Source organism: Streptomyces sp. AM6-12 (genome assembly GCF_044327085.1).
Lineage (GTDB): Bacteria > Actinomycetota > Actinomycetes > Streptomycetales > Streptomycetaceae > Streptomyces.
Window position 1 is genome coordinate 56,082 of sequence record NZ_JBIQWN010000001.1, and the last position, 21,238, is coordinate 77,319.

Annotated in this window: 15 protein-coding genes and 5 pseudogenes; 6 read left to right on the forward strand and 14 right to left on the reverse strand. The window is 70.4% G+C overall.

The window, feature by feature from the left end; translation table 11 throughout:
• The first annotated feature begins 37 nt into the window (after nt 1–37).
• Nucleotides 38–877 carry a class I SAM-dependent methyltransferase gene (locus ACE4Q9_RS00295; RefSeq protein ID WP_397982143.1) on the forward strand — a complete coding sequence of 280 codons (840 nt, stop codon included), beginning with the start codon at nt 38–40 and terminating at the stop codon, nt 875–877.
• A 110-nt stretch (nt 878–987) separates the two neighbouring features.
• A pseudogene (locus tag ACE4Q9_RS00300) lies at nt 988–1,095 on the forward strand (IS5/IS1182 family transposase); the annotation flags it as partial.
• Nucleotides 1,096–1,272: 177 nt separating this feature from the next.
• Here ACE4Q9_RS00300 and ACE4Q9_RS00305 read toward each other — a convergent pair.
• The 5 genes and pseudogenes from ACE4Q9_RS00305 to ACE4Q9_RS00325 form a co-directional block, all read right to left on the reverse strand.
• Entirely contained in the window at nt 1,273–1,605 is a 333-nt protein-coding gene (locus ACE4Q9_RS00305) for a DNA alkylation repair protein (RefSeq protein ID WP_397987075.1), read from the reverse strand.
• Between the two features lie 30 nt (nt 1,606–1,635).
• Complete coding sequence (locus ACE4Q9_RS00310) at nt 1,636–2,055, reverse strand: hypothetical protein (RefSeq protein ID WP_397982144.1); 420 nt, start codon at nt 2,053–2,055, stop codon at nt 1,636–1,638.
• Nucleotides 2,056–2,066: 11 nt separating this feature from the next.
• Nucleotides 2,067–2,528, reverse strand: a complete 462-nt coding sequence (locus ACE4Q9_RS00315; RefSeq protein ID WP_397982145.1) for a MarR family winged helix-turn-helix transcriptional regulator — start codon at nt 2,526–2,528, stop codon at nt 2,067–2,069.
• Between the two features lie 85 nt (nt 2,529–2,613).
• Nucleotides 2,614–3,084: pseudogene (locus ACE4Q9_RS00320) on the reverse strand (transposase); the annotation flags it as partial.
• 1,211 nt (nt 3,085–4,295) lie between these two features.
• Entirely contained in the window at nt 4,296–5,228 is a 933-nt protein-coding gene (locus ACE4Q9_RS00325; protein WP_397982146.1) for a LysR family transcriptional regulator, read from the reverse strand.
• Between the two features lie 108 nt (nt 5,229–5,336).
• Between ACE4Q9_RS00325 and ACE4Q9_RS00330 the strand changes: the two genes are divergently transcribed.
• Together ACE4Q9_RS00330 and ACE4Q9_RS00335 are read left to right on the forward strand one after the other, a co-directional pair.
• A complete protein-coding gene (locus tag ACE4Q9_RS00330; protein ID WP_397982147.1) occupies nt 5,337–6,182 on the forward strand; it encodes an alpha/beta hydrolase in 846 nt (281 codons plus the stop codon).
• A 478-nt stretch (nt 6,183–6,660) separates the two neighbouring features.
• Nucleotides 6,661–7,515 (forward strand): alpha/beta fold hydrolase, encoded by an 855-nt coding sequence (locus ACE4Q9_RS00335; protein WP_397982148.1) that lies wholly within the window; start codon nt 6,661–6,663, stop codon nt 7,513–7,515.
• 79 nt (nt 7,516–7,594) lie between these two features.
• Here ACE4Q9_RS00335 and ACE4Q9_RS00340 read toward each other — a convergent pair.
• The 8 genes and pseudogenes from ACE4Q9_RS00340 to ACE4Q9_RS00375 form a co-directional block, all read right to left on the reverse strand.
• Nucleotides 7,595–8,420, reverse strand: a pseudogene (locus tag ACE4Q9_RS00340) (IS5 family transposase).
• A protein-coding gene (locus ACE4Q9_RS00345; RefSeq protein ID WP_397982149.1) for an IS3 family transposase occupies nt 8,393–9,594 on the reverse strand; the annotation gives its coding sequence in 2 pieces (ribosomal slippage) (nt 8,393–9,303 and nt 9,303–9,594; 1,203 coding nt in all). The pseudogene ACE4Q9_RS00340 and the gene ACE4Q9_RS00345 overlap by 28 nt, the downstream one beginning before the upstream one ends.
• A gap of 66 nt (nt 9,595–9,660) precedes the next feature.
• Nucleotides 9,661–9,753: pseudogene (locus tag ACE4Q9_RS00350) on the reverse strand (IS5/IS1182 family transposase); the annotation flags it as partial.
• 40 nt (nt 9,754–9,793) lie between these two features.
• A pseudogene (locus ACE4Q9_RS00355) lies at nt 9,794–10,748 on the reverse strand (IS481 family transposase); the annotation flags it as partial.
• Nucleotides 10,749–10,832: 84 nt separating this feature from the next.
• The gene (locus ACE4Q9_RS00360; RefSeq protein WP_397982150.1) at nt 10,833–11,132 is read right to left on the reverse strand and encodes a hypothetical protein; all 300 of its coding nucleotides are present in this window, start codon (nt 11,130–11,132) and stop codon (nt 10,833–10,835) included.
• Nucleotides 11,133–11,326: 194 nt separating this feature from the next.
• On the reverse strand, nt 11,327–12,514 hold the full coding sequence (locus ACE4Q9_RS00365) for an AMP-binding protein (protein ID WP_397982151.1): 1,188 nt from the start codon (nt 12,512–12,514) through the stop codon (nt 11,327–11,329).
• Between the two features lie 898 nt (nt 12,515–13,412).
• Entirely contained in the window at nt 13,413–14,141 is a 729-nt protein-coding gene (locus ACE4Q9_RS00370) for a DUF4232 domain-containing protein (protein WP_397982152.1), read from the reverse strand.
• Between the two features lie 905 nt (nt 14,142–15,046).
• Entirely contained in the window at nt 15,047–15,742 is a 696-nt protein-coding gene (locus ACE4Q9_RS00375; RefSeq protein ID WP_397982153.1) for a TetR/AcrR family transcriptional regulator, read from the reverse strand.
• Between the two features lie 157 nt (nt 15,743–15,899).
• Between ACE4Q9_RS00375 and ACE4Q9_RS00380 the strand changes: the two genes are divergently transcribed.
• Nucleotides 15,900–16,517, forward strand: coding sequence for an NAD(P)-dependent oxidoreductase (locus tag ACE4Q9_RS00380; RefSeq protein ID WP_397982154.1), 618 nt, complete (start codon nt 15,900–15,902; stop codon nt 16,515–16,517).
• Nucleotides 16,517–17,482 (forward strand): amidohydrolase family protein, encoded by a 966-nt coding sequence (locus ACE4Q9_RS00385; RefSeq protein WP_397982155.1) that lies wholly within the window; start codon nt 16,517–16,519, stop codon nt 17,480–17,482. The genes ACE4Q9_RS00380 and ACE4Q9_RS00385 overlap by 1 nt, the downstream gene beginning before the upstream one ends.
• A gap of 259 nt (nt 17,483–17,741) precedes the next feature.
• Here the strand turns inward: ACE4Q9_RS00385 and ACE4Q9_RS00390 are convergent, their stop codons facing one another.
• Nucleotides 17,742–21,011, reverse strand: a complete 3,270-nt coding sequence (locus ACE4Q9_RS00390) for a lectin (protein ID WP_397982156.1) — start codon at nt 21,009–21,011, stop codon at nt 17,742–17,744.
• Between the last annotated feature and the right edge of the window lie 227 nt (nt 21,012–21,238).

The window sequence follows — 21,238 nt, forward strand, 5'->3', positions numbered from 1 at the left end:
CGGCCGGGTGCCGGTTCCTGCGGGATAGACTCCGGACATGTCGGGAGCCGCGGAGCACAGGGACGTCATCTCCGAGGACGAAGCGCGAAATCTCAACCGGCGCAGCTGGGACGAGCGCGCACTGGTCCATGGACAGGACGCGTCGTACTACGACACGGAGAGGTTCCTCGCCGGCGGGAGCACACTCCGGGACCTGGACGTCGAACTGGCCGGGGACGTAGACGGACATGATCTCCTCCATCTCCAGTGCCACTTCGGACTCGACAGCCTGAGCTGGTCCCGGCAAGGCGCCCGCGTCACCGGAGTGGACTTCTCACCGGTGGCGATCGGGCGCGCACGGGAACTCGCCCGGCGCACCGGCCTGCCTGCCGATTTTGTCACCGCGGACGTTCTCGACCTGCCCGCGGACCTGACGGAGTGCTTCGACGTCGTATGGGCCTCCTACGGAGTGTTCGCCTGGATCGGAGACCTCCGGGGGTGGGCACGCAGCGCCGCGCGGGCCCTACGGCCGGGCGGCCGACTCGCCGTCGTCGATCTCCATCCGCTCGCGCGCATGATCGACCAACGAAGTCCCCTCGTGGTCGACTGCCCGTACGCCGACGACGGGCCGCAGCACTACTCCAGCGCGACGAGCTACGCCGCCCCCGACAGGCCGTTGGAGAACCGGGAGACCGTCCAGTGGTCCCACTCCCTCGGCGAGGTGGTGTCCGCGTTCGCAGCCGCCGGTCTGCGGATCAACGCCGTGGAGGAACACCTGACGAGTGAACGCAACGACCGGGACGGCGTTCTCACCCAGGGGGCCGACGGGCTCTGGCGGCTGCAACTCTGGGAGTACCCCCTTCCGGTCCTCTTCAGCGTTCGCGCCACGAAGCCGTAGGTATCCCGCCCGGCCGATCGCCAGGGCCCCGGAGGGTCCGCCTCGCTCGCCGCCTTCCTCGTCAGGCGCTTCGCGGCCCCACGGCCCCGCAAGCGGCGGCGGAGACCGGTAAGACGCACGTCCTGTCGGACGCGAACGGGCTGCCTCCCCTCATCGGCCTCTCGGCCGCCAACACCCACGACAGCCTCGCGCTGAAGCCGGTGATCGAGGGTCACCAATGGCCCAGCCGAGCAGGGGCCGTGCCCTTGATCACCACGATGGTCAGCCAGGCACGCTGGTCGGCGGCTGCGATGAGAATGACCCCTGGACATCCGCACGGATCCCGAGCCGTCTCAGGTGCTTGCGAATAGCGTGGGAACGGGGTCAGTGGCCGTGGGTACGGCGGTACGCGTTGATCAGGTCCGGTCGCTGTCGTGGAGGCGGCGGACCGCTTCGCGCAGGGCGACGCCGGAGATGCGGTCGATGCACGGTTTCACCCATCCGGTCACGAAGCGGCTGTCATGGCGGCTGGTCTCGCGAAGCACCCAGCCGATGGCTTTTCGAAGGAAGAATTCGGGCTCTCCCAGCATGGCGTCCGCGTGCCGGCCCAGCCGCTTCACGTCGGGCTCCTCGGTGCGGATGCCGGAAATCAGGGCGAGAGGGGCCGAGCGGCGGAGCCAGAAGTTCGCGTGGACGGCCCGGCCGGCTCCCTGCCGGTGTTCGCAGACGCTGCTCGTCGAGCTGGTCAGCCGCCTCGGTGAGTCGCGAGTGGGGCAGGCTCACCCGCCGGATTCCAGAATGTGCTTGAGGGCGGCGAGCTCGGTGTCGACGAGAGCGACCTGCTCGTCGAAGAAGGCATCGGCGAAGGCCGGCGGCTGGAAGAAAGTGATCATGAATTCGGATCCGGTGCCGTTGGCCACGACGCGGGCGGGGACCTGCCAGGATGCCTGGGCATCGACGTAGTCGTGGTCGAGGATTCCCAGTTCGGCGTTGCCGCGGATGCGGAGCCTGGCGGGACCTTGCGGGGTGGTCATCAGCCACCAGTCCGACTCGTCGGTGGGCTCGATGGCCTTGACGTTGACGATCGCCCAGGCGGGCCAGTTGGCCGGGTCGGCGAGGAAGGCGAAGACGTCGGCGACGCGGCGCTCTATGGAGACGGTCTTGGTGACCGAGCGCGCGGTGGAGGGGGTGGTGCTCACGGTGGCGCCTTTCAGGGGGTGGGTGGTGCGGGGGACTCTTGGGGGGCTTCCCCGACGAGGTGGCGAATCCAGGACTCCAGCTGGCGGCGCTGGTCCGGTTCCAGGGCGGCGAAGAAGTGGGCGTCGTTGCGATCGGCGATCTTTGCCAGCTTGGGGGCCAGGTCGCGGCCGGCGTCGGTGAGTGTCAGTCGCACGGTACGGCGGGAAGCAGGATCCGGTTCTCGGGTCGTCAGTCCCTTGGCGGCCAGACGGTCGACCAGGCGGGACACCGCGCCGGCATCGATGCCCATGTACCGGGCGACCTCGCGGGTGGTGGTGGCGTCGCCTCGGTACAGGCTGATCAGGACCGCCCACTGAGAGACGGTCACGTCGTGCTCGGCTAGTTCCCGTTCGAAGCGGCCGTGGACTTCGTCGGAGAGCCGACGCAGCCAGTAGCCGAGGTGGTCGCGCAAGCCGCTGGTGGAAGTTGTCACCCCTCCACAATGAGGGCCGCGACAACTGTTGTCAAGACACCGATGGCTCGCCCGGTGCTTCGATGCCCACGTACCGCCTCCTTGGTCAGCGCCGCGTACGGATGAGGATGGCAGCGAGGTGGAGCGCGGCCTCGTACACGACGGCGAGCTTGTCGAACCGTGCGGCCAGGCCGCGCCACCGTGTGATGCGGCTGGCGCACCGCTCGACGGTGTTGCGCTGCCTCTAGCACTCCGCATCGAACCCGAGCGGGCGCCCGCCCTGGCGGCCTCGCCGCAGACGGTGGCCGATGTGGTCCGACGGCTGCGGGGTGACCGCGCGGATCCGTCGGCGTCGCAGGTGGCTGCGAATCGCGCGTGACGAGTAGGCGCGGTCGGCCCGGACCACGGCGGGGCGGGCCCGGGGCCGACCGCTGCCGGTCCCCGGCACACGGATGCCGGCCATGACCGTCTCGAAGGCGGGCGCGTCACCGGCCTGACCCGCGGCGACGGCCAGAGTCAAGGGCCGTGCAGGGCCGTTCGCGGCCAGGTGGATCTCCGTGCTCAGCCCGTCGCGGGATCAGGGACGGCATGTCCTGCACGGTCGCCGTGACCTCGGGCGGGGCCGAGTTGGGCGGCGGACCGGCCGGCGCCGTCTGCGTGCCAGCGGCGGCCACCGTCAGTAGCATGCCGGCTGCGGACCTGGGCGAGCCAGCCACCCGCCAGCCTCCGTACGGGCACAGGACGTGCTCCTGGTGCTCGCCCCTGGCCTGCTCGGCTCGGCGTTCGGGGGTGGCCGCCTGCTGCTTGCAGTCCGCGCACAGGCACGGGCGGGTCTCGCGCGGGGCGCCGCCCGGCGGGCTCGACGGCCTCCCATTGTTCGTCGGTGACCTTCGTGCCTCGTGCCCGGCCGACGCACACCGCGGACGGCGGCCCTCTCGCTCGGCCTCGTGCTGTGCGGTGATGCGGCGCAGTTCCTCGGGCGTCTGATCGCGACGGGCGCAGGGCGCTGGCGAGCCGGATACCGACGGTGACGCTGTAACGGCTGACCGCTGAAGCCGGTGTTCCAGGCGGTGTTCTCCGTGCGGAGGCGGATGAGACGGTTGTGGCAGCGGTGGGCGCCGGGCGGGGCCAGGCATCCTCGCCAGGCACCCTCACCGCATTCAGGCCGCATCCGGATGCCCTGGCGCGTCAGTATCGGACGTCGCGGGTGTGGACCTCCGACGGCGAGGTGCCGAATGTCAGTTCGCCGGCCCGGGTCGGCCCCGGGAGGCGCGCCCCTACTGTGTCGGTGGAGGAGGGTGCTTGCCACCGACGCCCGCTGGGCCGCCAGCAGGGAGGTGAGGTGTGTCGGAGCGCCTCGTGGCGTTCGCGGGCAGCGGCGGCCGGCGAGGGTGTCACCGCCGCGTCTTCCCAGATCATGGTTCCTTCGACGACGCCGGAGCCCCAGAGCAAGGTCAGGCCCGCGATGACCGCGTCGCAGTCTCGATCGATGCCGGCCGCGAGAGTGCGGAGGCTGGGCAGTTGTCCTGGCGGACGGCGTCGAGCCGCTGCGGGAGTCTTTCGCCCTGGCGCCCGGTGAGCAGCTGGGCGAAGGACCGAACGGGGCAGGCCAGGACATCGAGCTCGGGACAGTCGGCCAGAATGGCCTTGATCCGGAAGTCACGGCGGCGAGTGGCGCCGGTGCGGGCATGCGGGCCGACGCGACGTTCCGAGACGCGCTCGTGTACGCCGGGACCGACCCGCGCCGGAAAACCGGACACCCGTATGCGAAGGCATGGCCGGCCCGAATCAAGTGTGGGGCCGGAGCCGATCGTTGAGTGCAGCACCGACTTCGGGGCAAGTCCTGTGGATGGTGTCGAGGAAGGCGCGCAGTACCGGGGAGTGATCGCGGGCCGCGAAGGACAGGACGAGGTCGGGCAGGGGCGTGCTCGGGGTCACTTCACAAAACCGCACGCCGGGACGCGGGACCGCCCTCATCCGGGACGGCCCCAGGCCGACGCCCACGCCGGAGGCGGCGAGGCCGATGATCGTGTGCACGTCCCTCGCGACGGTCGCGCCTCCGAGAGCCGAGGAGTCCGTGCCCAGCAGGGTGCGCAGTCCGGCGACTACAGCGGGCTCGTCCTCGCCGGCCGACACGATCAGCGGCTGTCGCTGCAACTGGTCGGCGCTCACCGAGGGTTGACTTGCGTACGGGTGCACCGTACTGATCACAGCGATCACGTGGTCACGTCCGATCGGGACGGACACGAGTTGCTCGGCTCCGGCGCCCCGTGGCGGGCCGAGGGTGATGGCCACGTCCAGCTCCCCGGCGACGAGAGCTGGGCTGCTGCGGCTGGTCGCCATCTCGTGCAGTTCCAGTCTCACGTCGGGCCGTTCCCGGCCGAACCGGCTCAGGACGCCTGGCAGCGGGTCGAGCAGCGCCGAGGCGACGAAGCCGAGGCGCAGCCGTCCCGTCTCGCCGCGCGCGGCCCGGCCCGCGTCGACCTTGGCCGCCGCGATCTCGTCGAGCGCCCGGCGTGCCCGCGCGAGAAACGCCTCGCCGGCGGCGGTCGGGAACACCCCCTGCCGTGTACGGTCGAACAGCCGGGCCCCGACCTCGCGCTCCAGGTCGGCGATCTGTTTGGACAGCGGCGGCTGCGCGATGCCCAGTTCGCCGGCTGCCCGGCCGAAGTGCTCGTGCTCGGCGAGAGCAACCGCGTACCGCAGGTGCCGCGCTTCCATGACCCGCCCTCCATCCCGTCGGCTGGTGGCAATACCTCAAAGATATTGCCATGCCACTTACCAGATCTATGAATGGATGGCCTTGTGGTTCCGGTCTGCAATGGAGCCATGAGGAACGTATCTCTGACCGACACCGTCTTCGTCTTCGTGCACGGCGCCTGGCACGGCTCCGGGCAGTGGGCGGCGACGCAGCGCGCGCTGGCCGGACTGGGCGCTGCGAGCGTGGCCGTCGACATGCCGGGGCACGGCTTCGACGCACCCCTGCCCACCGGATACCTGCTGCCCGGCCAGCCGGGTCTGCTGACCGAGAAGTCACGGCTCGCCCTTCTGACGATGGACGACTGCGCCGAGGCAGTACTGAGCGTCCTGCGCCAGGTGCGCCACCACCGCACTGTCGTGCTCGTCGCGCACAGCGCGGGCGGCGGTCCAGCGTCTCTGGCCGCGGAGCGGGCGCCCGAGTTGGTGGACCGGATCGTCTACCTGTCCGCGTTCGTCCCGGGCGGGCGCCCGCGGTTCTTCGACTATCTGGGCTCACCCGAGAACGCCACCGCGTTGGGCCAGAACCTGAACCTCGGCGACCCCGAGTCCCTGGGCGCCGTACGGATCAATCCGCTCTCACCGGATCCCGCCTACCTCGACGAACTGCGGGAAACCCACTATCACGACACTCCCCTGGACCGCTTTGACCGGTGGCGGTCCGCGCTGAGCCCTGACCTGCCCCTGGCGCTCCCGACGACTCCGGTCACCCTGACCGCGGCACGGTGGGGACGCATTCCGCGAACTTTCCTGCGCTGCTCCGAGGACCGGGCGCTGGCACCGGCCGCGCAGGACCTGATGATCGCGGAAGCCGACCGGGCCTTCCCCGGCAACCCGTTCACCGTGCGTACCCTGCCCGGCAGCCACAGCCCGTTCGCAGCCCGGCCGGGCGAACTCGCCGCGGTCCTCGCCTCATGAGCCGGCACCGGCCCGTGAAGGATGCCCCGTTCCTGAACGCGGCACGGCTCGCGGACGGTGGCGGCGGGCGGTACTGCCGGTCGGGCTGAACGCGACAGCCGACCTGGGTGCCGGCTCAGGTGCCGTGCAGGTGATCCTGGCCGGGTACACCCTGACCTACGTCTACTCACTCATCACGGCCGCGCGCCTCGGCGACCGGTACGGCTAGGTTCTTTCTCTTTGGTCAGCGTCGGGTTCAGATGAGGATGCTGGCGAGGTGGGGTGCGGTCGGGTAGGTGATGGCGAGGTTGTCCAGTTCGGGTGGCCCGACGGCGCCACTGCTTGAGTCAGATGCTGCACCGTTCGAGGGTGATGCGCTGCTTGTAGGCAGCTGACCTGGTCCGACGACTGTGGAAAATGGGCTGCTGTCGCCGCATCCCCGGCATACATTCGCGGCGCGGCCCCAGCGGGCCATTCACGGAGAGAGGGTGCAGTGGGAGTGCAGGGACAGGAACGACAGACAAGATCGGGAGTCAGACTGCGTCTGGCCCGCTCCGGCGCCGGCCGGTGGAATTGGCTGTTCGTCCCCGGCGGACCGGGACTGGGCTCGCAATCACTGCAGGGCCTGGTGGAGGTGGTCCAAGTCCCGGGATCGGCCTGGCTGGTCGATCTGCCAGGCGACGGTTCCAACCGCGCCGTGCCCGACCACTGCGATCCCTACGCCCATTGGCCGGACATCCTGGTGGAAGCCGCACAAGCCTTGGACGACGTCGTCATGGTCGGCCACTCGACCGGGGGCATGTTCATGCTCTCCGTCCCCGAACTCGAGGACCACCTCGCGGGCATGGCCATGGTCAGCAGCGCCCCGCACGCCGGCTGGCGGGACGCGTTCGCCCAGTACGCCCAGGACCACCCGATCCCCGCCGTCACGGCGGCCGCATCACGCTATGCCGAGCATCCCGACGACCGGAACCTGCGGGACCTGACGCTGGCCGCCGCGCCCTGGAACTTCACAGAGGAAGGCCTGGCCCGGGGTCGTTCCCTCCTCGATGGCCTGGCCTACAACCACGACGCGGTCGAGTGGGCCGACGCCCACTTCGACGAAACCTACCGAGCGCGCTGGAGCCCGCGCACCATGCCGACCTTGATCGTCAGCGGGGCTCTAGACCATGTGTGCACTCAGCATTTCTGGCAGGAGGACGCCGCCTTCACCCGCCCGAACATCCTGCACCGCCGGATCGAAGGTGCCGCCCACTTCCCCTGGATCGAGAACCCGGAAGCGGTTCACGCAGCGTTCACCGACCTGATCCACCAACTGAACGACCCGACCACGCAAGTGATCATCCCGCGCTAGGCGATGAGCAAGCAGTCTGTGCCAGGAGCTTCAGCGTCTGGGTGAAGCGCCCCAAGGCAGCCCAGGTTTGGTCTCTTGGTCAGCTTCGGGCCCAGATGAGGATGCCGGCGAGGTGTAGCGCGGCCTGGTAGGCAAGGGCGAGCTTGTCGGTTCGCGTGGCCAGGCCGCGCCACTGCTTGAGCCGGTTGATGCAGCGCTCGACGATGTTGCGCTGCTTGTACGCCTCACGGTCGAATCCGGGTGGGCGGCCACCTCGGCGGCCTCGCCGCTGGCGGTGGCCGATCTGGTCGGACGGCTGCGGGATGACCGCGCGGATTCCCCGGCGCCGCAGGTGAATGCGGATGGCGCGGGAAGAGTAGGCGCGGTCGGCCAGCACAGCGAAGGGCCGGGTCCGCGGCCTGCCCTGGCCGCCAGGGGGACACGGATCCGGGACATCACGGCCTCGAAAGCGGGTGCATCACCGGCTTGGCCTGCGGTGACGGTGAGGGCGAGCGGTCGTGCACGGCCGTCCGCGGCCAGGTGGACCTTCGTGCTCAGACCGCCGCGGGAGCGTCCGAGTGCGTGGTCGGTGGGCTCGCCGGGGCGGATCGCCTCCTTTTGCGGGCTCCGGCTGCGTGCTGGTGTGCCCGGACGACAGTGGAGTCCACCGACACCGTCCAGTCGATGTCGTCGTCGGCGTCCGCCGCTGATAGGACAGCGCCGAGGATCGCCTCCCAGGTGCCGTCGACTGCCCACCTGATCAGCCGTTTGTGGGCGGTCTGGAACGAGCCGAGCTCGTCGGGCAGATCCCGCCAGGGCGAGTTGGTGCGGTACTTCCACGCGATGGCCTCGAGGGGGCGGCGGTGGTCGGGCCTTGACCCGGAATCTTGGACACGGGCTATGCGGCTTGGGCCAGGGTAATTGATGTTGTGGCGAGTGCTGTCTCGTAGGCGATGGGGCTGCGTTGTCCGAGGCGGGAGTGACGGCGTCGGGTGTTGTAGCGGTGCAGCCAGCGGAACGCGTCGAGGCGGGCCTCGCGCTCGCTGGACCAGCGCTTTCGGCCCTGGAGCGCCTCGCGTTTGAAGGTCGCGTTGAAGGACTCGGCGAGTGCGTTGTCGGCCGAGCTGCCGATCGCGCTCATGGACTGACGGACGCCGGCTTGGCGGCAGGCGTCGGCGAATGCCCGGCTGGTGTACTGGGCTCCGTGATCGGTGTGCATGATCGCCCCGGTGAGGCTGCCGCGGGTTTGTTCGGCGGCTGCCAGGGCGTCGATGACGAGGTCGGTGCGCATGTGGTCCGCGATCGCCCAGCCGGCCAGGCGGCGTGAGGCGAGGTCGATGACGGTGGCCAGGTAGAGGAACTTCCCGCCGTCCACGGGGAGATAGGTGATGTCGCCGACGTACTTCGTGTTCGGTTTGCGTGCCGTGAAGTCGCGGCCGATCAGGTCCGGGGCCTTCGCCGCGGCCGGGTCCGCGATCGTGGTGCGGTGCCTGCGACGCAAGCACACGCCGGCCAAGCCGATGATTCGCATCACGCGCGCGATCCGCTTGTGGTTGACCCGCTCGCCTGCCTCGCGGAGCTCGGCGGTGATCCTGGGGACGCCGTAGGTGCCGTCCGACTCGCGGTGCACGGCCCGTATCCGTGCGGCGAGAGCGCCGTCGGCCGCCTGCCGGGCGGCCCGGTCCGCGGCCGTGCGGCGCCAGTAGTAGAAGCTGGAGCGGGCGATGCCCAGGATGGTGCACAGCCGCTTCACGCCGTAGCGGCGCTGGTGGTCGGCGACGAACTGGAAGCGGTTCACCAGCGCGTCTCCCCGGCGAAATACTTCGCCGCCTTCCGCAGGATCTCGCGCTCTTCCTCCAGCTCACGGATCTTCTTCCGTAGAGCGGCGTTCTCCGCTTCCAACGGCGTCGGCGGCTCGGCCGGCACCTCCGCCCGGCGCCCCCGGGGCCGGCTCGCTCCGGCCGCCCGGACCCAGTTCCGCAGGGTCTCGGGGTTGATCCCCAGATCGGCGGCGACCTGCCTGATCGTCGCCTCGGGCCGCGACTGGTACAGCGCGACCGCGTCCGCCTTGAACTGCGGCGGATAGTTCTTCATGACCACGAGATGTCCGTTCTCAGATCCTCAGGATCCAGTGTCTCGTGTGTCCAGGATCAAGGGTCAAGGCCCGTCGGCCCACCGCCGCCCCCGGACCGGATCGGTAGGCATCAACGGCTCGAGCCGATCCCACATCGCATCAGTGATCACTAACCGGACAGACACATCCGGTCAACTGACCAACCCGTAAAAGAGACACGCTGTAGCTGTGCTGTCCCGACAGGTTGGTGACGCGGCTGGCGGGTGGTTGGCCCCCGATTCCGGTGTGGGGTCGGTGATAGTTGTACCAGTACAGCCAGTTGGTGAATGCTTCCATGCGATCCCGGTTTGAGGTGTAGGGCTTCTGGTAGGCCCACTCGTCGAGCAGGGTGCGGTGGAAGCGTTCGACCTTGCCGTTGGTCTGCGGGCGCCAGGGGCGCGTCCAGCGGGGCTGGATGCCCAGGTCGCGGCAGGTGTTGCGCCAGGTGTTCTTGCTGTAGGACCAGGCGTTGTCGGTCAGGACGCGTTCGACCGTGATGCCCAGGGAAGCGAAGTGTGCGGTGGCCCGTCTGAGGAAGCCTGGGCAGGTCGGGGCGGTCTCGTCGGTCAGGTCTTCGGTGTAGGCCAGTGTGATCGTCGAGTGCGGTGTGCAGGTAGGAGTATCCGGCGCCGTCGCGGCGGTCCTTGTTCGGGCTGCCGGCCGCCCGGCCCAGGACTTTGTGACCGCCGCCGTCGGGGATGCGGCCCAGCTTCTTGACGTAGATGTGGATCAGCTCGCCCGGACGGTCGCGTTCGTAGCGGCGGACGGGCTCGCCGGTGGCCCGGTCCATGGCGGCCAGTGGCGGCAGGCCGTGCCGGACCAGAATGCGGTGGGCGGTCGAGGCGGCGATGCCGCATCGGACGGCCAGTCGTAGCGGCCCGATCCGGTGCTCGCGTCGTAGCCGTAGCACCTGCTCCTCGACGGCGGCCGCGGTCCTGCGGGGCTGGTGGTGCGGGTGGCTGGAACGGTCGCACATTCCGGTGACGCCGAGTTGCCGGTAGCGGTGAGCCCAGCGGGCTGCGGTGGTGTGGCTGACCTGGAAACGCTCGGCCGCCCGCCGCACCGGCCATCCGTCCTCGACGACGCAGCGGGCCAGACGGAGTATCCCGGTCTCGGTCAGCGGGGCATTACGGTGGACCACGAGGGCCTCCTGATCTCGGTGGAGATGTCGCAATCCACACCGAACCCGGAGGCCCTCACCCGTTTCAAGAACCCAGCGCGCGTGTCACCAACGTCCCGGGACAGCACAGCTAGGGCGGCTGTTCATGCCGGGCACCATCGTCTTGATGGCCGGTTGCGTAGCGGCCGCGTGTGCTCCCGAGGTCACGTTCCTCATCGCGGCCGGCTGGTCCAGGGCGCGGGCAGCGGCCTGGTCGCCCCGCAGGTTCTGCCGATCATCCAGGTCGTCATCCCCGCTGCCCGGCGCCCACGGGCTCTCGGCCTGTTCGGTGCCACGATGGGTATGGCCTCGCTGGCCGGGCCGCTGGTCGGCGGACTTCTCGGCGGCGCCGACGCCTTCGGTCACGGCTGGCGCTCGCTGTTTCAAGCCCTTCCGGCCAGCCCAGCGGGGCCCGGGCCTGGAGCCGCTCGGCTCGCGGAGTCCCTGGCGGCGCTGGTCGACGCGGCCGGTGCGCCGGAGGGCTGTCTCGCCCGGATCGTCGGACCGTCGCCCGCGCGGGGGCCGTTCGATGTCCGGGCCCGAACGGTCACCGGACGCGGTCACTTGTACCAGTCGATGGACCGCGCCTGCCGTACGGTGAGCCGGTGCGGCCGTTCGTGGCGGAGCAACAGGCGGTGCAGGGTCCGCTTGACGTCCGCGGCCAGCGCCGGACTCGGGTGGTCGACGTACACGTCGAGGTCGTAACGTTGCTCGCCGTCCTGCGCGTACACCCGGCTCGTGGACCGACGCACGCCCGGGATGGCCTCGGCTGCGGCACGGACCGAGGGGAGCCAGACCTTCTCGCCCTCGACGACGACCGAGTCGGAGAGCCTGCCCTGGATGTAGTGGTATCCGTCCTCGTCGATGGTGAAGAGGTCTCCGGTGGCGATGGTCTGAGGTGCGACCAGCGGGCTGCTGCGGTCGTCGGGCACCCTGCGGCGGAGTACCGTGCTGGACTCCACCAGGAGTTCCTGGGAGCCGTCGTCGAGACCGGACGGCCGCAGCCGGGTACGGACCCCGTCCAGCGGGAGGCCGCTGGACGCATACCGGTGAGGTGGCTCCCGGTGGGCCGCGAGGGTGGTGACCTGGGGGCCAGCCTCGGTGAGGCCGTACGTGAGGTAGAGCTCGAGTCCGGTCCTGCAGGCCAGCAGCCGCTGAACGTGGCCCGGGTGCAGCCGGTCCCCGCAGACCGTCAGGGTGCGCAGCGTGCCCGGCAGGGCGGGGTCGTGTTCGATGAACCGCGCGACCGCGGCCGGTGTCAGGGACGAGAGGGTGACCCGGTGGGTGCGCAGCGTCTCTGCATAGGTCCCCGGGGTGAACGGCGGACCCGTGACGACGAGCCGCGAGCCGCGGACCAGCGCGGCGAGGGCCTGTGCCACGAGGGCGTACGAGTAGTGCAGCGGGAGGTTGACCAGCACCGTGTCGGACTCCCGCTGGCCGACGGCATCGGCGTGCCGTAACGCGTTCTCCAGCAGCGAGTCGAAGGAGTGCAGGCACCCGCTGGCGATGCCGGAGGTGCCCGAAGTCATCAAAATGACCTCGCCGCGCGCGTGGCGCTGCCGTTCGCTCCACGGCAGGAGCAGCAGGTCGGCGTCCCCGAACGGGAGCGGGGACGGTGCGCCGTACCGCCGTGCGTCGGCCCTCGGCGTGATCAGGGCGCTCGCGCCGAGCCGGCGGGCCACTTCGGTGATGCGGGTGGAACTCGACGCCGGCGCCAGCGGAACGGGCACCCCACCGTGGAGGAGCACCCTACGGCCTGGCCTTGTACATCCCGTGGTCGTTCCAGACCCGAAGGGCCACCCCGCGCGGGGAGGTCGTCCAGTTCACCGACAAGACGAACGCGTCGCAGTGACACGAGGCCGCAGGGGCGCCGTCACACCCATGTCCAAGGCCTTCACTGTTGCCGGGCACCCCTCCGGGACTTCACGGCTCCTGCTCCAACGGGGACCCGCCGGGCAGGTCCCGGCACACCTGCCTCAGGCCCGCAGCCACTCCGTCACCGCCACCTCGCCGCCTGTGCGCAGGCGCAGGGCGAGCGGGCCGACCGGTGTGGGGTCGCCGATGAAGCGGTCAGGCCGAGCTGCCGCCGATAACCGGCGTGGAGGCGACATACCGACGATCTGGGCAGCAGCCCGGAAACACTACCCAGGTCAAGGCCCGCACGGGGCTGTCCAGCCTGGACGCCACCAACGTTGAACAGCAGTGCGGGCGGGGCCGGTGATGGCCGCCACACGGCACGGCATGCCGACCGTCGCCGCACCGACGACTCGCTGACGGCCGCACTCCACCGGCTGGCCGATCGACCAGCCGGAGATCCTGCGCAGCGATCGCTTCGAGTACAGCGGCCGCACCCGGTGCTATGCCCACCGCCTGACCGCGAGCCGACCGGCGCTCTCCGTGCGGTGTCCGCCCGGTCATCCGGATCAGGCGATGGAACCTCCCCGGCGGTACCGTGCCCCTCACCCGCCGCTCCCTGATGGACGTCGCCGCCATCACGTCCGGGCCGGCGCCGCGTCTACGGCGGCACCACCGAGGCCGACACGCTGCTCACCGAGCAGTCAGAGACCGCTTACAGCGCCGCCACCGAAACCCACAGCGGCTGCTGAGTCCGGGGCTGGTGCGGGGCGGGCTGTTCTGTTGGTGTGGTCACTTGCCGGTGCCGGTGTGGTAGCCGACGGGGTCGACGTAGACGTCGGGGGCGTTGCCGGTGGTGGCGGGGACGGTGATCTTCAGGCCGTTGAGGCTCATGACGTCGAGGACGGTTTCGTTGGGCGGGGTGACGGCGAGCTTGGTGTAGGTCTTGCCGGAGCCGCTGGTGTCGGGGATGTAGTGGAGGAGGAAGCGGGTCTCCTCGCCGGGGGCGATGGTGACGGTGGGCGCGGTGGTGTCGGTGCGGGCGGCGTCGGGGCCTTTGTCGCCCAGGCCGTCGGCGCCGAGGAGTTGGACGCCGGGGAAGCCGTGCATGGTGCAGGTGGCGGAGCCGGTGTTCTTCAGGTTGACGACGATCTCGTTCGCGACTCCGGCGGAGGCGGCGCTGAAGCCGAGGTGCGCGGTCTTGCACGGGGCGCCCGACGCGGTGGTCCCGGTCCGGGCGGTGGCCTTCTTCCCTGTGCCGCCGCTGGTGCCGGATCCGGTGCCGGCGTTGTTCCCGCCACTGGTGCTGCCGCGGGTGGTGGTCCCCGTGCCGCCGTTGGTGTCGCTGGAGGCGCCGGAGGAGGCACCGGTGGTGTCCTGGCCGCTCGTGGAGCTGCTCGCGGAAGTCTGCGCGCTGTGCTGCGCGGCCGTGCTCGAACCGTCACTGCCGCCGCACGCGGTCAGCGAGAGGCCGGCCGCGGCGACGATCACGGTGAGGGCGGAGATCTTGTTGACGCGCATGTGCACTCCTGCGAGGTGGTCTGGTCCGGCCCGCTCGAACTGGCGAGCCGCTGTCGTTCGTCTTTGGGGATGTCCGCTGCCGGGCGGCCCGTTGCGATGCGGGTCTCATCAAGATGCCGCTGTGACAAGCGAGTTGATGAACCGTGACAACGCCTCGCGCGAGCACGAGCGAATCCGGTGAACCGGACACAGTGTTCAGGTTTGCCCCGGCTGCCGCCGGTCTCCGGCAGGCGGCACGGCCGGTGGTGGGCTGTGCTCTGCCACCGCCTGTGTGAACACGCCTGTCTCCAGTGGGAATACGGGGGACGCCTCACCGTGACTGAGCGTTCCCGACGATCAGAAACGTTCGCCGGTACCGACTCACACGGATGCGTGCGGGGTGCCACCGCTCCGGCCGTCGCCGCGAGCCTCTCGCTCACCGCCGCGGTGACGACGATGAGCACGACGGCCGGGACTGCGCGAACTCGGGCTACGCCGGCGTCGACCTGCGATTCAGGGAAGGCACGCTCTGCGTGAAGCGCACGGGTGAGAAGGCTACCTCGTCCGTCCCCCGGAACGGGCAGTCGATCGCCCTCGGCATCCGTTACCCGTCAACGACACGGGCGGCTCCGGCGTCCGCGCCACCGGGCTGCGGGTGACGCCGCCGAACGAGACCCGGACGGTCACCCTCACGGGGCCCGGCGCCGCCACGCCGCCCGTCACCGCCTCCCAGGTGACGGTCGGCCCGGTGGGCGCGCCGGCCAGAGCGGCTGAGCGGTACCGCCGAGGTGGCTCGGTGTCGGACGGGGACGACGCCGGGAAGACGGCCGCGCCACCTCGGCGGTACGGTCCGGGGCACCGCCTGGCACGGACCGGTCTGCTGGGCCCGGGGGTCGATCGCGTGCGGAGCTGTTGGCGTGAGCCGCTCACGTTGGACGGTCCGCCGTCCGGGCGAGCTCCATGATCTCGTCGACGGGCCTTCCGGTGTGCAGGGCGACGGTCTGGGCGATGAGGTCGGTGATGTCAGGCCAGGGCATGTTCCCGTGCGCGTTGTACAACGCGACCAGGCCGTGCAGGGCGGTCCAGAGCAGCAGGCCGGCCTGCCACTCCTGCTCGGGCCCGCGACGGCCCTGGCGTTTGCGACGGTCCTGGCGTTCCGGCTGGTCCTGCCTGGCGCCGGCCAGCGAAGCGACGACGGATCCGAGCAGTTCCTCTCCCGCGCCGTGTGCGTTCGTGGGCACCAGCTCGGCGGGCATCCCGCCACCGAAGAGCGTGCGGTACTGCCCGGGGTGATCGACTCCCCAGTGCACGTAGGCGGCGCACCGGGCGACCAGGTCGGCCAGGGGCCCCTCGGCGCCGTCCGCGGCCGTGCGCATGACCGCCGCGAGTTCGTCGTACCGCAGCCGCAGCACATGCTGGACGAGCGCACCGAGGTCCGGGAAGTGCCCGTAGATGCTCGCCGGGGCGACACCGACCTCGCGGGCGACCTGCCGGAGGGTGAGCGTCTCGGGCCGTTCGAGCGTGGCCAGCAGCCGGGCGGCGGCCTCCACCAGTTCGGCCTTGAGGGCCTGCCCCTGCCCCCGTGGGTTCCGTCGGCGGGGGGCGGCTTCCTTGCTGCTCACAGTAGTACTCCCGGCGTTCGGCAACAGTCGTTCACTGTACTGCTGGCCGTGCGCCGGCTTCCAACTCCCCCGCCTTCCGGCCTTCTGCCTTGACACGGGTTACCAACACTTGTTCACTTACATAACCAACAGTTGTTTAGTTATTTGGGGAGGAAGCATGCGCATCGCCGTACTCGGGGCGACCGGCAGGGTCGGCCGCCTCGTCGTCGAGCAAGCCCTTCGACGCGGGCACGAGGTCGTCGCGCTGGTTCGCCGACCGGAGACCCGCCCGATGCACGGGCAGCCGACCGTCGAGATCCGCCAGGCTGACGTCACCGTCCCCGCCGCGTTCCCGGAGCTGAGGGACGTCGACGTGGTCGTCTCCGCCCTGGGCATCGGCAAGGGCGAGGCCCAGGGAACGCTCGTCGCCGGCGCGAGGGTCCTCGCCGACGTCCCGGTACGCACGCTGTGGCTCGGCGCGCTCGGCTCCGGCTCCTCCGTCGGCGCCGGCGGCGGGATCTACCAGTGGGTCATGAAAGCCTTCGTCGGCGAGGAGCTGGCGGAGAAGGCCGCCGCGGACTCGATCGCCCTCGACAGCGGCGCGACCGTCTTCCACGCCCCCGACCTGTGGGCCGGCGGCGTCAGCACCAGGCGCCGCAACATCCCGCTGGAGGAGTACGCGAAGCCCGTCCTGCCGCCGCACGCCTCCCGAGCCACCGTCGCGGCGCTGATGCTCGACGAGGCCGAACGGCCGACCCGCGCGGCGGGGATCCTCGTCCCGGTGGGACGCGCCTGATGCGCGAATACATCGCCGTCGAGGAGGCCATCGCGATCCCGGGCCTGGCAGACCGGCGGCCGCCGACGCCGCTGCCGGACAACATCGAACCGGCTTTCCTCGCGGACATGGCCGCCCGGCTGCCCGACGTCACGCGGTTTCGGCTGCCCGACATGGACGCCAACGGCATCGTCGTACAGGTGCTCTCCCTCACCGTCCCGGGCATCGAAGCGGAAACCGATCCGGTCCGTGCAGTGGACAACGCCCGGTACGTCAACGACCACCTCGCCGAGATCGTCGACGCCCACCCTGGCCGGTTCGCCGCCTTCGCGGCGCTCCCGTTGCAGGACCCGGCCGCCGCCGTCACGGAGCTGCGCCGGACCGTCGAACGCCTCGGGTTCAAGGGAGCGCTCGTCAACGACCACATCCAGGGCCGATACCTCGACGACCCCTCGTTCGACCGGGTCTGGGCCACGCTGAGCGAACTCGGTGTACCGCTGTACCTGCACCCCGGCATGCCGCCCGCCGACCGCTGGCGCGTCCTCGACGCCCATCCCGAGCTGGACGGCGCGTTGTGGAGCTGGCAGGCCGCCACCGGCGGGCACGCCATGCGTGTGATCATGTCCGGGGTGTTCGACCGGCATCCGCAGGCGACGATGATGCTCGGGCACGCCGGCGAATTCCTCCCCTTCCAGCTCTCCCGCTTCGACTCGCGCTACGCGACCCTCACCGTGCCGCGCCCGCTGCGGCACCAGCCGTCCGAGTACTTCGGGAGGAACGTGCTCGCCACGACCAGCGGTGTGCTGTCCCCGGCCGCGATCGAAGCACTCGTGCACGTGCTCGGTGCGGACAGCGTGCTGTTCGCCGCCGACTACCCCTACGAGAAAACAGGTGCGGCCGTCACCGCCCTCGAACGGACCCGTCTCCCGGACACCGACAAGCAGAAGATCGCCTCGGGCAATGCCCGCCGGCTCCTGCGCGTTTGACCCCAACTGCCGGGCACGCTGCGGTAGTTCCGGTCCGCGAGGCCGGGGATGCGGCCCGCGGGTGGCTCGCCTGCGGGTGCGGTATGTCCGCAGTGGTGATGGCGGGTGTCGAGCCGAGCGAGGCGGGCGTCACAGCGTTGAGGCTCCGGTGCGGCGGGCCGGGGTTCGCCCACGCGCACCGCGGCGGCACGCGCCGGGTGGCCGGCCCCGCGGCTCGTGCCGCCGGGGCCGGCCCACCGTCGTCAGCTCCCTCCAGGCCTCACCGGCCGAAGCCGTAGGCGAACAGGTGCTCGCTGCCCGACGAACCCGTCACCGGCAGGGTGATCGAGGCCACTTGCTTGGCCGTGTCGAGCGGGACCTTCGTGGCGAAGACATAGGTCTTCACGCCGTCCCGGCCGCCGCTGCCGGTGTTCCGGTAACCAGTCGTGAGGGCCGTGGTATCGCCCGACATCGGCTTCGTGGAACCGGCGTTGAGCGTCCAGTCCGAGAACCCGACCACCGCCTTGGCGGTGGTGCCGTCGGTGTAGGTGACGGTCAGCGTGCCCGAGACGCCGCTGCCGTCAGTCGGCGCGTTGGTCGCCGTGCCCAGCAGACCCAGTGACGCTCCCGACGTCCCGGCCGGCATCGGGATGGTCTGACCGGCCATCTCCAGGTTGTCCAGCTGTCCGGACGCCACCGTCGGCCAGGTGTAGGAGACGCCGTCGACCGTGAGGGTGGAACCGCTCGTGGCACCGGCCGCCGACAGCGCGTTCTGGGAGAACGCCCAGCCGCCGTTGTCGAAGCCGCCCGAGAAGGTCGTGCCGTCGGGGTAGATGCCCTCGTTGGTGTCGTACGGCCAAAGTTCCCCGGCCTTGGCCACGGCGACCCGGAGGGCCGCACCGTTCAGCGCCGCACCGGTGTCGTGGTCGGTCAGCGTGAAGGCGACGGGGAACGTCCCCTCGCTCGTGCCCGCCGTGACGTGGACCTTCGCCTCGGCGCTGCCCGAGGCGGGCACCTTCAGCGAGCCGGACGCCGACTCGAGCGTGACACCCGATGGCGCCGTCGCCTTCCAGTCGACGGTGACGTCCTTGCCGCCGAGGTTGGTGAGCCCTAGCGTGCCGTCCCCGGAGGCGCCCGGCTGGAGCACCAGGCCGTCGCCGGCCGGACCGGACGCGGCCGCCAGGACGCGGTCCCCGCCCGTGGTGTCCGACGGCGGCACCGCCGACGGGTCGGAGGCCCAGGACTTGTCCGGCTGGGTACCGAGGGTGAAGTCCAGGGCGCCCGCGCCCTTGAACTGCCCGTACGTCAGCCAGGGGGCGTTCCACTCCTTGCCCTTTACGTCGAGGGACCGCACGTACGGCGCGTCGGGCGCCGCCTGCGGCGCGTTGATCCGCACCGTCCTGCCGCCCGCGAGCGTCACCTGCGCCACCGGGAAGGCCGGGCTGCCGAGCACGAGGGTGTCCGTGCCCGGGGTCTCCGGATACATGCCCAGCTCGGACCAGACGTACCAGGAGCTCATCGCGCCCAGGTCGTCGTTGCCGAACGAGCCGACCGGGGCGTTGAAGTACAGGTCCCGCTGGGCGGCGCGGACGGCCTCCTGGGTCTTCCACGGCTGACCCGTGTAGTCGTACTCCCAGGGGATCTCCACACTGGGCTCGTTGCTCAGGTTGGCGTCGGTGTCGCCCGGGTCCGTGATGTTGTCGAGCAGGCTGTCCAGGTAGGACGAGTACGCCTGCTCTCCGCCGCGCGCCTGGATGAGCTGCTTGAGGTTGAACGGGACCATCGGCGTGTACTGGGCCGACGTGCCTTCGACGAAGCCGTTGGAGGTGCCCGGGGTGAACCCGGCTGCGAACCGGCCGTCCTTGTCCTTGGCCTGCATGTACCCGGTCTGCGGGTTGAAGACGTTCATCCAGTCCTGGGCGCGGGTGGCGAACTTCTGGTAAACGGCCTTTTCGCCGAGCGACTTGGCGAAGGCGGCGAGGGCGTAGTCGGCGGAGTCGTACTCCAGCTGGGTGGAGACCGGGCCGTAGAAGTTGCAGCACCCGTAGTCCTTCTCGTCCAGCGGGAGGTAGCCCTTGGCGTCCCGTACCGACTCGCCGGGGCGGTCGTTGTTCGGGGCGGTGGCCTCGTGCTGGAGGGCGGCGAGCGCCTTGTCCGTGTCGAAGCTGCGGGCGCCGAAGGCGTACGCGTCGGCGATGATGCCGGCCGCCGGGTCGCCGACCATGACGTAGCTCTCGCCGTTGTTGGAGGCCCACTTGGGGAGCAGGCCCGTCTGGTCGTAGCCGTTGAGCATCGAGGTGACGACGTCGCTGGTGACCTTGGGCTCGGCCATCGCCATCAGCTGGGTCTGGGAGCGGTAGGTGTCCCAGCCCGAGTAGTTGGCGTACTGGGCCCGCTGTCCCCTGGCCAGCTTGTGGACCTGGTTGTCCATGCCCATGTACTGGCCGTCGTCGTCCGAGAAGACGTTGGGGTGCAGCAGCGCGTGGTAGAGGGCCGTGTAGAACTGCACCTGCTGGTCCCTGGTGCCACCGCCGATCCGGATCCTGTCCAGCACCGCGTTCCAGGCGTCGTGGTTCGCCCGCTCCACCGCGTCGAGGTTCCAGTTCCCGATCTCGGTGGTGAGGTTGTCCGCCGCGCCCGCGTCACTGGTGTACGAGATGCCGACCTTCGCCTTCACCGTGGGGTTCGAGGAGGTGTCGAAGGTCAGGTACATCCCGTTCGCACCCGAGGTGGGCGGTTGGGTGGTCTTGCCCGTGGCAGACGGCGAGGGTGTGGCGCCGGTGCTCGGGGCCGGGGACGGCGTGCCGGAGGGCGTACGAGCGCTACCGTGCACGGTCGGGGAGGGGGCCGCGGGCACGGTGAAATGCTGTTCCTTCAGTCGCTTCGACGGGTGCGGCCGCGCGCTCTGCCTGACCTCGCCCGCCTTCAGCGAAGTCGCGTCGGGGTTGATGGTACCGCCGACCCAGGTACCGCTGCCGGTGAACGGCTGGTCGAACTTGATGTCGAAGTGCAGGGTGTACCGGTTCTTGGCGCCGCAGAAGTGGCCGCTGTCCACGGAGCCTTTGATTTCCTTCTTGTTCACCACCTGGACGCGGGTCCCGTCCACCTGGGTGGCGCCACCGCTGAGCTTGAACAGCAGGTTCGCCTGACTGCCCGCCGGGAAGGTGAAGGAGCCCAGGCCGGCTCGGGTGGTGTCGGTCAGCCTGGTGGTGACGCCGTTCGCGTCGGTGACCTCGTACGACCCGATGCCGGTCTGCTCGTCGCCGTGGCTGAAGCCCACGGACGCGTTGCCGAGGTTGCCGGAGAGCGTGCCGGTCACCGGAAGGACGGGCACGTCACCCGCGACACCGCAGCCGGGCCCTGAGACATGGGTGAGGCTGAAGCCCGAGATCTTCTTGTCGTCGTACTCGTAACCGCCGCCCGAGGGCCGGTCGGGCGTCGTGTCCGGACCCCACTGCACCATGCCGGCCGGCATGTCGGGGCCGGGAAAGGTGTCCACCTCTCCGGAGGTGCCGATCAGCGGGTTGACGAGGGACGCGGCATCTTTCACCAGGGCAGGCGGCGCGGCACTCGCGGCGTACGCGCCCCCGATCGCCGGGAGCGGGAATGCCGCGAGGCCCAGGACGGAGATCAGGGTCAGACGTTGGCGGAATCTCTTTCGACCACGTGGCGCAGCTGAACGTCGGGGTCGGACCATCGGTTGCCTCCGCAGCGTTTCGTGCTTCGCACAGGTGCTGATGTGCCGAAGGGCTGGACATCGGTGAAGGCCTCGGTGCC